The sequence below is a fragment of the Pseudomonas veronii genome (assembly GCF_001439695.1).
GTDB classification, from domain to species: domain Bacteria; phylum Pseudomonadota; class Gammaproteobacteria; order Pseudomonadales; family Pseudomonadaceae; genus Aquipseudomonas; species Aquipseudomonas veronii.
The window spans coordinates 204,475-217,079 of sequence record NZ_JYLL01000002.1 but is presented as its reverse complement, the minus strand read 5'-3'; the positions used below and the strand labels follow the sequence as shown (position 1 = coordinate 217,079).

Below are 12,605 nucleotides of genomic sequence, written 5' to 3'. Positions count from 1 at the left end.
TAGTCAGACCACGAACTTAACAGATCGACATACCCAGTTGCATCAACGCCAGCCCACCGCGCTGCCAGCCCCACCATGCCAGAAGCAGCAGCAGCGTTGCCGCCGCTGCCCCAACGAACCAATACCCATTGGAACTCATGCCGCCTCCATCTGCGTCTGCAACCGCGCCACCGGCCGCTCGCGCACCGGCCAGTTCAGCGCCGCGGCGAGCAGGCTCAAGAGAATCGCCACTTGCCAGATCAAATCGTAGTTGCCGGTTCGATCATAGACCACCCCGCCCAACCAGCCACCGAGGAACGAACCGAGCTGATGGAACAGGAACACGATCCCACCGAGCATCGAGAGGTTTCGCACACCAAACAGCGTGGCGACCGTGCCGTTGGTCAGCGGCACGGTGGACAGCCACAGGAAGCCCATCGCCATACCGAACAGGTAGGCCGTGACTTCAGTCACCGGCGCCCACAGGAACAGCACGATCACCACCGCGCGCAACAGATACAAAGCGGTCAGCAGGCGCGGCTTGGACATGCGCCCGCCGAGCCAGCCGGCGGTGTAGGTGCCGGCGATGTTAAACAGGCCAATCAAGGCCAATACGGTGGTGCCGGTAGTCGCCGGCAAATGCTGATCGACCAGGTAGGCCGGCAGATGCACGCCGATAAACACCACTTGGAAACCGCAGACGAAAAAACCGAACGCCAGCAACCAGAACCCGGAGTGAGAACAGGCTTCCTTCAGTGCTTCACGCAAGGTTTGCTGGCCGGCCATGACGGGCAGCGGCCGATCCTTGAGCATGCTCACCAGCGGCAGAATCAGCGCCACCATCAAGCCCAACGCCAGCAGCGCCGCCGACCAGCCCAACCAACTGATCAAACCCAGGGTGCCCGGCACCATGGCGAACTGTCCGAAAGAACCGGCGGCGCTGGCAATGCCCATGGCGATGCTGCGTTTTTCCGGCGGTACCGCACGGCCGACCACACCCAGGATCACCGAGAATGAAGTGCCGGACAGGCCGATACCAATCAACAAACCGGCGCTCAACGACAGTGACCAGGCCGAGTCGGACATGCCCATCAATACCAGGCCGACGGCGTACAACACCCCGCCAACCAGCACGGCCTTGCTCGCCCCAAAACGGTCGGCCAGGGCGCCGGTGAACGGCTGCGCCAGGCCCCAGATCAGGTTCTGCAGGGCGATAGCGAAGGCAAACGTCTCACGGCCCCAGCCGAATTCGGCGCTCATCGGTGCCAGGAACAGACCGAAGCCATGCCGTACACCCAGCGACAACGCCAGGATCAGCGCACTTCCCACAAGAATCCAGCCACTGGTGCGCCACATCGAAGTCATTTCTTATTCTCCATTTACGGGTATATACCCGCTTGTAGTCGGACAAACCCGCGCTCAGGCAAGTTCATCCAGCAAGGCCAACAGGGTTTCGCGTTTTTCCGCGCCCAGCCGATCAATCAATTTCTGCTGCGCCGCCTCCCACGCTGGCAACGCTGCGGCCAGTCGTTCTGCACCGGCTTCGGTCAACAGCACCAGGCGGTTGCGCAGATCGTCGCCTTCGACCAACCGCACCAGGCCTTCGCCTTCCAGCACGCGCAGGTTGCGCCCCAAGGTACTGCGATCCAGGCCCATGGCGTCGGCCAGGCTGGAAATGCTCGGTTGATCGAGACGCTGCAAATTGCACAGCAGAGAATACTGGGCGACGTTGATCCCGAAGCCGTCGAGAGCGCCGTCGTAATGCCTGCTGACGCCACGGGCGGCACGTCGCAGGTTGGTGCATAAACATTGGGAGGCAAGCATGGAACGTGTATATACCCGCGATTAAGGAAATGCAAGCAAGTGTTACAGCGCCAATCCGACCACAACCGCCACTTCCAGCAGCTCCAGCAGGGCGCCAGCGGTGTCCCCGGTGGTGCCGCCGAGACGCCTGACCATCAACTGACGCAAGCCGATAAAACACAGCGCCGCGAGCAGGACCGCGATCCCACCGCTGAAACCACCGATCAGCAGGCAGGCCAGGCCGCTGAGGATCAGCACCTGCTGGCCGACAATCCTTGGTAAGTGGTCCGACAATGCCTGGCCCAATCCTCCGGCACGCACATAGCGCGTGGTGAGAAACAGCGCGAGCATCGACGCACGCCCGATCAGCGGCGCGAGGATCAGTGCCGCGCCGTTGTGCTGCTCGATCAGCGCCACCAGGGCGGTGAACTTGAGCAGCAATACCAGGCCGAGGGTGACCACGGCGATCGGCCCGCTACGCGGGTCCTTCATGATGGTCAGGGTGCGTTCGCGATCGCCGAACCCACCGAGCCAGGCGTCGGCGCTGTCCGCCAGCCCGTCCAGGTGCAAGCCGCCGCTGAGCAACACCCAGGCCGTCAGTAACAACGCGGCGTGCAGCAACAACGGCGCGCCCGCCAGCGCGAGGTTCAGGCCCCACAACAGCAGACCGAACAACAGGCCCACCAGCGGATAAAACAGCAGTGAGCGCCCCAGTTCCTGGGGTTGCGGCATGCCCGGCAGACGAATCGGCAGGCTGCTCAGGAACTGCAAGGCGATCCAGAACGGCAGCATGTTCAGCGCCCTTCCTTCAACGCGCCGTCGGCCGCAACCTGCAGGCTGAACAGTGCGCCATGGGCGACTTCGACATTCAGCAACTGCGCTCGGGGCAAACCGCGCGCCCGGGCCAGCAGCAGACGCATCACGCCACCGTGGCTGATCAACAACACACGCTGTCCGGCATAAGCCTGATGCAAGCGTGAGACCGCGCCGAGAACCCGATCGGAAAAGTCGCTGACACGTTCACCGTCAGGTGGCGTGAAGCTATAGGGGTCGGCCCAGAACGCGCCCAGCCCGTCGGCGTCGGTCTCCATCAACGCCGCCGCGCTCTGCCCTTCCCAGGCGCCGAAGTGCAGTTCCTGCAGGGCCTTTTCCAGGCTCACCGGCACCTTGAGTGTTGCGCCCAGTTCTTGCGCGAACCGCGCACACCGTTGCAGCGGCGAACTGATCAATCGGTCCCATGGGCCCTGCCCGGCCACCGCAGCACGCATCTGCGCCCAGCCGTTTTCAGTGAGCGCATCGTCGAGGCTGCCGCGCAGGCCACCGCCCAATTCGGTTTCGCCGTGGCGCAACAGGTCCAGGTGCAAGGTCATGCCGGGCGGTCCGCCACGGCGGCTTCGGCGAATGTCGCCATCTGCCCGTGCAGCGCGCAGGCCAGGCGCAGCAGTGGCACCGCCAACGCCGCGCCGCTGCCTTCGCCGAGCCGCAGGCCGAGTTCGAGCAACGGTTGCGCGTCGAGGCAGTGCAGCACGTGGCGATGGCCAGGCTCGGCGCCGCGATGGCCGAACACCAGCCACTCCCGGCTCGCCGGGTTCAGCCGCGTGGCGACCAACGCGGCAACGCTGCAGATAAAGCCGTCCACCAGCACCACGATGCCGTCCTGGGCGCAGGCCAGATAGGCACCGACCAACGCCGCGATCTCCAACCCGCCGAGGTTGAACAGGGTGTGCAGCGCATCACCGCGTTGCGCGGCATGCACCGCCAGTGCGCGTTCGATGACGGTGACTTTGTGGCTGACACCCCGGGCATCCAGGCCGGTACCCGGCCCGGTCAAATCGCTCACCGGGCAATCGAGCAAGGCACACGCCAACGCGCTGGCGGCGGTGGTGTTGCCGATCCCCATCTCGCCGCCGATAAACAGCTGTGCGCCGCTCGCCAACGCACGGCGCGCGCTGTCGCGACCGGCCTGCAGCGCCAGCCGCCCTTGCGCCTCGGTCATCGCCGGGCCGTTGACGAAGTTGGCGGTGCCCGCTGCGATATTCAAGTGACGCACGCCGGGCAGGTTCAGCGACGGCGTCACCGTGCCGAGGTCGATCACTTCCAACTGCGCCGCCAGTTGCTGCGCCAATACGCTGATGGCCGCACCGCCGGCGACAAAGTTATGCAGCATCTGCCCGGTGACTGCCTGGGGATACGCCGACACGCCTTCGGCCACCACGCCGTGGTCGCCGGCAAAGATGGCGATCCACACCTGCTCCATCGCCGGTTTGACCCGGCCTTGCAGGCCGGCCAACTGCACCGCCAACGCTTCCAGGCGGCCGAGGGAGCCGGCCGGCTTGGTCAATTGCTGTTGGCGCGCCAAGGCGTGTTGATACGCCGAAGCGTCGCTGGCCTTGCACGGGTTGAGCCACCAGGTTTCCGTCATAACGCAGTACCTTTCAAAGTCAGGGGCAGGCCGGCAACGGTCAGGACAACGCGCTGACACCGTTCGGCCAAGGCTTGATGCAGCCAACCGGCTTCATCCACATAGCGGCGAGTCAATTCGCCCAGCGGCACGACACCCAAACCGGTCTCGTTGCTGACAAACAGGATTTCACCTGGCAATGAGGCCAGGCTTTCGAGCAATTGGTCACGCTCAAAAGCCAGACGCTCGGGGTTATCGAGCAGCAGCAGATTGGTCAGCCAGAGCGTGAGGCAATCCACCAGCAGGCAGCGCTCGGGCGCGGCGTTTTCGCGCAGCACCCGTGCCAGTTCGATCGGTTCTTCGATCAGGCCCCAGTGATCCGGGCGGCGCTGGCGATGCAGGGCGACACGCTGGTTCATCTCGCCGTCCAGCGGTTGGCTGGTGGCGATATAAATGACGGGCAACGCGCTGTCGCTGGCGAGTTTTTCCGCCAGGCGGCTCTTGCCGGAACGGGCGCCGCCGAGAATCAGTTGGAGCATGGGATGGCACCTCGGTATTCGAGCCGGGCTCGGTCAACGGTGGGAGCTGGCGTGCCAGCGATGCAGGCACCTCGGTGTCTCAGGCAAGCCCTCAAATCCCACACAACCTGCGCAACAGCGCGGTATCCAGATGCTGTTCCACCAGGTCGGCCAACCGTTCGATGTCGCGCTCGCGCAGGGCGTGGTAATCGACCTCCTGCACCGCCTGCACACCGGCCCAGCGCAACAAGGCGCTGCACGCGGCCGGGGTTTCGAATACACCGTGCAGATAAGTCCCGAGGATTTGCCCGTCGGCGCTCTGGGCGCCGTCATGTCGGCCATCGTCCAGATACACAGCAGGACGTTCCAGAGCCGCGCCGGACGTCACGCCCGCATGGATCTCATACCCACTGACCTCGGCGTCCTCCAGCAACAGGCGCCCACGCACATTGCGCAACTGCTTCTCTTGCGCCAGCGTCGTACTGAACGCCAGCAGCCCCAGACCGTCACTGGAGCCGGCCGGCCCCTCGAGCCCGAGCGGGTCATGCACCTGCTCGCCGAGCATCTGCAACCCGCCGCAAATTCCCAGCACCTTGCCGCCGTAGCGCAAGTGCCGCGCCACCGCAGTGTCCCAGCCATTGGCGCGCAGGTACGCGAGGTCACTGCGCACGCTTTTCGAGCCCGGCAGAATAATCAGGTCGGCGGCGGGAATCGGCTGGCCCGGGCCGATGAACTGCAAGTCCACCTGGGGATGCAGGCGCAGCGGGTCAAAGTCGGTGTGGTTGCTGATGCGCGGCAACACCGGCACGACCACCTTGAGCACCTCGGCCGCCTTGTCGATCTGACGCTGGTCGATGCCGTCTTCGGCCTCCAGGTGCAGGTCCATCACGTAGGGCAATACGCCAACCACCGGTTTGCCGGTGCGCGCTTCCAGCCAATCCAGCCCTGGCTGCAACAAGGCGATATCGCCGCGAAAGCGGTTGATGATGAAGCCTTTGACCCGCGCCTGTTCGGTCGGCGAAAGCAATTCAAGGGTGCCCACCAGATGCGCGAACACGCCGCCGCGATTGATGTCGGCGATCAGCAGCACCGGGCAATCCACGGCCTCGGCGAAGCCCATGTTGGCGATGTCATTGGCACGCAGGTTGATCTCCGCCGGGGAGCCTGCGCCTTCCACCATCACCACCGGGTAGGCGTCGCTCAAACGCGTGTGGGACGCCAGCACCGCCTGCATCGCGATGGCTTTGTAGTCGTGATAGGCCACTGCGTTCATGCTGGTCACGGCGCGGCCATGGATGATCACTTGGGCGCCGGTGTCACTGTTGGGTTTGAGCAGCACCGGGTTCATGTCGGTGTGCGGCGCCAGGTTGGCGGCCTGCGCCTGCACCGCCTGGGCGCGGCCGATTTCGCCGCCTTCGGCCGTCACCGCGCTGTTGAGCGCCATGTTCTGCGGCTTGAACGGCACCACCGCCACGCCCTGGCGCACCAGCCAGCGGCACAAGGCGGTGACCAGGGTGCTTTTACCGGCATCGGACGTCGTGCCTTGCACCATCAGCGTACTCATACCGCGTCCTTGTAGGCGATCAGGGCCTGTTCCAGGCGCTGCCAATCGGCGTCGGTGTCGGGCAGGCCAAAACGCAGGCTGCTGTCGTGGACAAACAGGCGCAGCAGAATGCCGCGCTGGGCCATGAAGTTGTGCATGCGTTCGGCGTGAGGGGTGATCAGCCATTGAAACAGGGCGCAGCCGCCCTGGGGTTGGAAACCTTGGCGCTCAAGCAAATCGAACAAGCGCTGGCCGGCTTCCAGGCAACGGTTGCGTTGCCGGGTGTGCCCGGCGGTATCGCGCAGACACGCTTGGCCGATCACCCGCGTCGGCCCGCTGACCGCCCACGGCCCGACCTGTTCGGCCAACAGCTTGAGCAACTTGCGCTCCGCCAGCACAAACCCCAGGCGCACACCGGCCAGGCCGAAGAACTTGCCGAACGAACGCAGCACGATCAGGCCGACCTGATGGGCCTGGCCGGCCAGGCTCAGGTGCGGCGTGACGTCCATGAACGCTTCGTCCACCACCAGCCAACCGCCGCGCTGGGCCAGCCGCGCATGCCAGTCGAGCAGCCGTTGCGGGGTCAGGCTCAGGCCCGTGGGGTTATTCGGGTTGACCACCACCAGCACGTCCAGGCTGTCGAGAAAGAAGTCGACCTCCTGCTCCTGCACTTCGCGCACCACGTAGCCGGCGCGACGCCAGGCCTCGGCGTGCTCGGCATAGCAAGGTGACAGCACGCCGACCTTGCCGCCCCGGCGCAAGCGCGGCAGCAGTTGGATCGCCGCCTGGGAACCCGGCACTGGCAATAAATGCGCGGTGCCATAGTATTCGCTGGCGGCTTGCTCCAGACCGTCGTCGGTTTCCGGCAGACGCGCCCAGGCGCGCAACGGAATCTCGGGGACCGGCCACGGCCAGGGCGCCAGGCCGCTGGACAGGTCGAGCCATTCGGCCTCGGCAATCCCATATTCAATCGCCGCCTTACGCAGCCGGCCACCGTGCTCAAGCATACAATTGCCCCCCGACGCATAGGATCAGCAGCCACAACCATACGCCGCGCTGCACCAGTTGCCAGCCGCGGTCGATGGCGTCCGCATCCGCCGCCGGGCCTTCGCCCAGTGGCGGACGCTGGTGCAGCTCACCGTGATAGATCGCGGCACCGCCCAACTCGACGCCCAAGGCACCTGCCCCCGCCGCCATCACCGGACCGGCGTTGGGGCTGTCCCAGGTCGGGCCCTGACGGCGCCAGCATTTGATGGCCAGCCTGGTTTTACCGAGTACGGCGTAGGTCAACGCCACCAGGCGTGCCGGAATATAGTTCAGTACATCGTCGATCCTGGCCGCCGCCCATCCGAAACGCTCGAAGCGTTCGTTGCGATAGCCCCACATGGCGTCGAGGGTGTTGCTCAAGCGGTACAGCACCACGCCCGGCACACCCGCGACGACAAACCAGAACAGTGCGGCAAACACCGCGTCGCTGCCGTTTTCCAGCACCGATTCGGTGGCGGCGCGAGCGACTTCAGTGCGATCCAGTTCACTGGTCTGGCGACTCACCAGGTAACTCACGCGCCGCCGGGCTTCGTCCAGGTCATCGCCGCGCAGGGCCTGGGCCACCGGGATCACGTGCTCGCCGAGACTGCGCATGCCGAGGGCACAGTACAACGCGAGGATCTCCAGCACCCAGCCGATGTAAGGCGCCCACGACAACGCGGTGGCCAACAGCGTCAACGGCACCACCGCAATAAACCAGGCGGTCACGCCGTGGCTGCGCCAGCCACGGCCACCGCTGTTGAAACGCTGCTCGATGCGCGCGGCGAAGTTGCCGAACGCCACCAGCGGATGCCAGCGCCTGGGCTCGCCCAGCAGCGCATCCAGCGCCACCGCAGCGACACACAGCAAGGCCACACTCATTGACGCACTCCCCAGGTATTTTCATACAACATGTCACTCAGCGGGCGCGGTTCGGCCCAGCCTTCGAGCTGCAACATCGGTGCCGGATAGAACGCCTCGACCGGCCCCAGGCACAACACCGCCAAGGGTTTCGCGCCGGGCGGCAAGCCCAGCAGGTCGGCCAGGGCCTGCGGTTCGAACAACGACACCCAGCCCATGCCCAGGCCTTCGACCCGCGCGGCCAGCCACAGATTCTGGATCGCGCAGGACAGCGAGGCCATGTCCATTTCCGGCAAGGTACGCCGGCCGAAGATATGTCGCTCGCGCTCATCCATCAGCGCCGCCACCAGCACTTCGGCGCAGTCGTGGATGCCTTCGACCTTGAGCTTCATAAACGTATCGGAACGCTCGCCCAAGGCCTCGGCGGTGCGTATGCGTTCTTCCTCCACCAACTGTTGAATCCGCCCACGCAATAGGCGGTCGCTGATGCGGATAAAACGCCACGGCTGCATCAAGCCGACGCTCGGCGCCTGGTGTGCGGCCTGGAGCAAGCGCTGCAGCAGTTCGGGAGCCACGTCACCGCCGCTGAAGTGACGCATGTCACGGCGTTCGGCGATGGCACGGTAGACGGCGTCGCGCTCGGCCTGGGGGAAAGCGTTGTCGGTCATGAGCCTATCGCGGGCAAGCCCGCTCCCACCGTGGATTCGTGCTGTGGCGTAGCGTGCGGTGCGACTCGCTCGGGCGCAAACAGCGCGGCCACGGCCCGGGGGTTGGAGGGGAAGTAGAAGTGAACGTAGGAAGCGGTCAGCCGCCCCTGTCGATACACCGCCTCGGCCCCGCGCCCGCCATTGGGGCTCACGCCACGGGCAATGGGCACCCAGTCGGTGCTGGTCAGCGAGTGGTGATAGGTGTGCCCACGCAACACGCCCTCGGGCAATTCGACGCTTTGCAGAGCCAGCGCCGCGAGCTTCTTTTGCATCACCGCAGCGCCCTGCAGCAGGCCGACCAGTCCGGCGCGGAGGCCGTCGACATCGGTGAGCGAATCCAGCAGATAGAGCATGCCGCCACACTCGGCGAGCAGCGGTTTGCCGGCAGCGTGATGGACACGGATCGCCTCCAGCATCGCGGTGTTTTCCGACAGTGCCTGGTGATGCAATTCCGGGTAACCACCGGGCAGATAGAGGCTGTCGGCGTCTGGCAATTGGCGATCATGGATCGGCGAGAAGAAGCTCAACTCGGCGCCCATCGCCCGTAGCAGATCGAGGCTGGCACCGTAAGTGAAGGCGAAGGCTTCGTCACGCGCGACGGCGATCCGCACGCCAGCCAGCAACGGTTCAGTGCGGGTTACCGGCGGTGCGGCAAAGGTGACCGGCGGCGGCAACGCAACCTCGCAGCTGCTGCCCAACGCTTGGGCGGCGGCGTCCAGGCGCAGGTCGAGGTCATTCAGTTCGCTGGCTTGCACCAGGCCCAGGTGGCGGCTGGGTAATTCGATAGCGGTCTCGCGGGACAGCGCGCCATACCAGCGCAGGCCTTCGGTGAGGCTGCCTTCGAGCAATTGCGCATGGCGCAGGGTGCCGACGCGGTTGGCCAGCACGCCGGCGAACGGCAAGTCCGGCTGATAGCGTGCCAGGCCGAGGGCCAGGGCGCCGAAGGTCTGCGCCATGGCCGTGCCATCGATCACGCCGAGCACCGGCACACCGAAGTGCCGCGCCAGGTCGGCGCTGGAAGGTGTGCCGTCGAACAGCCCCATCACGCCTTCGATCAGGATCAGGTCCGCCTCCCCCGCTGCTTCCCACAGTAGGCGGCGACTTTCCTGCTCGCCCACCATCCACATGTCCAATTGATACACCGGCGCACCGCTGGCGCGCTCGTGGATCATCGGGTCGAGGAAGTCCGGGCCGCATTTGAACACACGCACCTTGCGCCCCAGGTTGCGGTGCAAGCGCGCCAGCGCGGCGGTGACCGTGGTTTTGCCCTGGCCGGACGCCGGTGCGGCGATCAAGACAGCCGGGCAATGGCGGGGCTGATTCAAAGTTCGACGCCTTTCTGTGCCTTGATACCGGCCTGGAACGCATGCTTGAGCATGCCCATGTCGGTGACGGTGTCGCCCATTTCGATCAGTTCAGGTTTGGCGCCACGGCCGGTGACCACCACGTGCTGCATCGGCGGGCGGGCCTGCAGGTCGCTGAGGACTTGATCGAGGTCGAGGTAGCCGTGCTTGAGCGCGATGTTCAGCTCATCCAGCACCACCAGGCCGATGCTCGGGTCTTGCAACAATTGGCGGGACACCGCCCAGGCGGCTTCGGCGGCCGCGATATCGCGCTGGCGGTCCTGGGTTTCCCAGGTAAAGCCCTCGCCCATTACATGGAAACGCACTTGCTCGGGGAAACGGCGGAAGAACAGTTCTTCGCCGGTGCTGTTGCGCCCCTTGATGAACTGCACCACGCCGCACTGCATGCCGTGGCCCATGGCGCGGGCCAGCATGCCAAACGCCGAGCTACTCTTGCCTTTGCCGTTGCCGGTCAGCACCAGCAGCAAGCCGCATTCGTTCGGGGAATTGGCGATGCGTTCATCGATCACGGCTTTTTTGCGCAGCATGCGCGCCAGATGGCGTTCGTCGCGCTCGGGGGAATCGGTCATGGCAGCTCTCCGTTGGGGCTGGACAAAAAACGGCGGGCAGGAAAAAACAACAACAGACAGCCAAGCATCGCCCACCGTGATGCTGTTGGATGATCCAGGCCGGTCTCCGGGCTCATGAGTGGCGCGCTAGAGCGCACGCCGACGGCGCGCCTTCCCATATCGCAGGCGATACAGTGGCAAACAGCACCGTCTTGACTCATTTACCGTTGCGGGGGCAGCGCCGGAATCGCGGCAGCACTGTGTACAAGTGCGCTCACTCACCGGCTTCCCTGTTTCACTCAGTCGACCCGTGGGTCACAGAGCACCTGGAACAAGCGGCGAAGGTTAGTGGGTTGGGGGTGGAGCGTCAATTAAAGCTGGCCTTGCACTTGAACCATCGCCGCATCGGGCGCCTCTACCCTTACAGGCATCCAGGAGAAAACCATGCATAAAACAAGACTCGCCTTACTGATCATGCTCGCGGGCACCCTCGCCGCCTGCGGGGAAAGCTCGACCCTGAAGGTGTCCGATGGCACCGGGCCTTCACCGCAGCTGCCGGAGCCGAACAAGACCCTGATCCCCACCGTGAACATCGCTCCGGCCATCGGCTGGCCGGCGGGCACCCAGCCCACGGCCGCCGCCGGCACCCAAGTGGCGGCGTTCGCCGAAGGCCTGGACCACCCGCGCTGGCTGTATGTACTGCCCAATGGCGATGTGCTGGTGGCGGAAACCAACGCGCCGCCCAAGCCGGACGACGCCAAAGGCCTGCGGGGTTGGGTGATGCAAAAAGTCATGGGCCGCGCCGGTGCCGGTGTGCCGAGCCCGAACCGCATCACCCTGCTGCGCGATGCCGACCATGACGGGGTCGCGGAGACCCGCACCGTGTTCCTGGAAAACCTCAACTCGCCCTTCGGCATGACGCTGGTGGGCAATGACCTGTACGTGGCCGATTCGGACAAGCTGTTGCGCTTTCCCTATCAGACCGGCGAAACCGCGATCAAGGCCGCCGGCAGCAAGGTCATCGACCTGCCAGCGGGCAGCATCAACCATCACTGGACGAAAAACGTGGTGGCCAGCAAGGACGGCAGCAAGTTGTATGTGAGCGTCGGTTCCAACAGCAACGTCGCCGAGAACGGCCTGGAAGCGGAACAAGGCCGCGCGGCGATCTGGGAAGTCGACCGCGCCAGCGGCCAGCACCGTATCTTCGCCTCCGGCCTGCGCAACCCGAACGGCATGGCCTGGGAACCGCAGAGCGGCAAGCTGTGGACGGCAGTGAACGAGCGCGACGAGATCGGCAGCGACCTGGTGCCGGACTACATCACCTCGGTCCAGGATGGCGCCTTTTATGGCTGGCCCTTCAGCTATTACGGGCAGCACGTGGATGTACGCGTCACACCGCAGAACCCGGACCTGGTGGCCAAAGCCATTGCGCCGGACTACGCCGTAGGCCCACATACCGCCTCGCTGGGCCTGACCTTCGCCGAGGGCAGCAAACTCCCGGCGCCCTTTATCAACGGCGCGTTTATCGGCCAGCACGGCTCGTGGAACCGCAAGCCGCACAGCGGCTACAAGGTGATCTTCGTACCGTTCGAGGGCGGCAAACCGAAGGGGCCGCCAGCGGACGTGCTGACTGGGTTCCTCAACAGCGAAGAACAAGCCATGGGACGACCGGTTGGCGTGGTCATCGACAAGCAGGGTGATTTGCTGGTGGCGGACGATGTGGGGAATAAGGTGTGGCGGGTTTCTGCGGCTAAGTAACTATTACAAATGTGGGAGGGGCGGTGCGACGATTCGACTTGCCCACGATAGCGGTGGGTCAGTCACTGAATGCATGGACTGACACGCCCTCATCGGG

14 protein-coding genes and 1 riboswitch are annotated in these 12,605 nt (G+C 65.0%); of the genes, 1 reads left to right on the top strand and 13 read right to left on the bottom strand.

Going from position 1 to position 12,605, the window contains the following annotated elements; translation table 11 throughout:
* Positions 1-16: 16 nt before the first annotated feature.
* From TU80_RS33670 to cobO, 13 genes are all read right to left on the bottom strand, one after another.
* On the bottom strand, positions 17-139 hold the full coding sequence (locus TU80_RS33670) for a hypothetical protein (RefSeq protein WP_017845337.1): 123 nt from the start codon (positions 137-139) through the stop codon (positions 17-19).
* Positions 136-1,335, bottom strand: a complete 1,200-nt coding sequence (locus tag TU80_RS03480; protein ID WP_162231515.1) for an MFS transporter — start codon at positions 1,333-1,335, stop codon at positions 136-138. Before TU80_RS03480 ends, TU80_RS33670 begins: the two co-directional genes overlap by 4 nt.
* Positions 1,336-1,398: 63 nt before the next feature.
* Positions 1,399-1,803, bottom strand: coding sequence for a MarR family winged helix-turn-helix transcriptional regulator (locus TU80_RS03475; protein ID WP_017845335.1), 405 nt, complete (start codon positions 1,801-1,803; stop codon positions 1,399-1,401).
* A gap of 42 nt (positions 1,804-1,845) precedes the next feature.
* Positions 1,846-2,574: an adenosylcobinamide-GDP ribazoletransferase gene (locus TU80_RS03470; protein WP_017845334.1), complete on the bottom strand. Its 729-nt coding sequence runs from the start codon at positions 2,572-2,574 to the stop codon at positions 1,846-1,848.
* A gap of 2 nt (positions 2,575-2,576) precedes the next feature.
* A complete protein-coding gene (gene cobC / locus TU80_RS03465; RefSeq protein ID WP_057003851.1) occupies positions 2,577-3,152 on the bottom strand; it encodes an alpha-ribazole phosphatase family protein in 576 nt (191 codons plus the stop codon).
* Positions 3,149-4,204 carry a nicotinate-nucleotide--dimethylbenzimidazole phosphoribosyltransferase gene (gene cobT / locus TU80_RS03460; RefSeq protein ID WP_057003850.1) on the bottom strand — a complete coding sequence of 352 codons (1,056 nt, stop codon included), beginning with the start codon at positions 4,202-4,204 and terminating at the stop codon, positions 3,149-3,151. The genes cobC and cobT overlap by 4 nt, the downstream gene beginning before the upstream one ends.
* Positions 4,201-4,722, bottom strand: coding sequence for a bifunctional adenosylcobinamide kinase/adenosylcobinamide-phosphate guanylyltransferase (gene cobU / locus TU80_RS03455; protein ID WP_017845331.1), 522 nt, complete (start codon positions 4,720-4,722; stop codon positions 4,201-4,203). The genes cobT and cobU overlap by 4 nt, the downstream gene beginning before the upstream one ends.
* A gap of 91 nt (positions 4,723-4,813) precedes the next feature.
* Positions 4,814-6,265: a cobyric acid synthase gene (locus TU80_RS03450; RefSeq protein WP_057003849.1), complete on the bottom strand. Its 1,452-nt coding sequence runs from the start codon at positions 6,263-6,265 to the stop codon at positions 4,814-4,816.
* Positions 6,262-7,251, bottom strand: a complete 990-nt coding sequence (cobD, locus tag TU80_RS03445) for a threonine-phosphate decarboxylase CobD (protein WP_017845329.1) — start codon at positions 7,249-7,251, stop codon at positions 6,262-6,264. Before cobD ends, TU80_RS03450 begins: the two co-directional genes overlap by 4 nt.
* Positions 7,244-8,152: an adenosylcobinamide-phosphate synthase CbiB gene (cbiB, locus tag TU80_RS03440; RefSeq protein ID WP_017845328.1), complete on the bottom strand. Its 909-nt coding sequence runs from the start codon at positions 8,150-8,152 to the stop codon at positions 7,244-7,246. Before cbiB ends, cobD begins: the two co-directional genes overlap by 8 nt.
* Positions 8,149-8,799 carry a 5,6-dimethylbenzimidazole synthase gene (gene bluB / locus TU80_RS03435; RefSeq protein ID WP_017845327.1) on the bottom strand — a complete coding sequence of 217 codons (651 nt, stop codon included), beginning with the start codon at positions 8,797-8,799 and terminating at the stop codon, positions 8,149-8,151. The genes cbiB and bluB overlap by 4 nt, the downstream gene beginning before the upstream one ends.
* Complete coding sequence (locus TU80_RS03430) at positions 8,796-10,163, bottom strand: cobyrinic acid a,c-diamide synthase CobB (protein WP_057003848.1); 1,368 nt, start codon at positions 10,161-10,163, stop codon at positions 8,796-8,798. The genes bluB and TU80_RS03430 overlap by 4 nt, the downstream gene beginning before the upstream one ends.
* Entirely contained in the window at positions 10,160-10,771 is a 612-nt protein-coding gene (gene cobO, locus TU80_RS03425; RefSeq protein WP_046382485.1) for a cob(I)yrinic acid a,c-diamide adenosyltransferase, read from the bottom strand. Before cobO ends, TU80_RS03430 begins: the two co-directional genes overlap by 4 nt.
* Positions 10,772-10,851: 80 nt before the next feature.
* Positions 10,852-11,095: riboswitch (cobalamin riboswitch) on the bottom strand.
* 99 nt (positions 11,096-11,194) lie between these two features.
* On the opposite strand from cobO, the gene TU80_RS03420 reads away from it, so the two are divergent.
* Entirely contained in the window at positions 11,195-12,508 is a 1,314-nt protein-coding gene (locus tag TU80_RS03420) for a PQQ-dependent sugar dehydrogenase (protein ID WP_057003847.1), read from the top strand.
* The last annotated feature ends 97 nt before the right edge of the window (positions 12,509-12,605 follow it).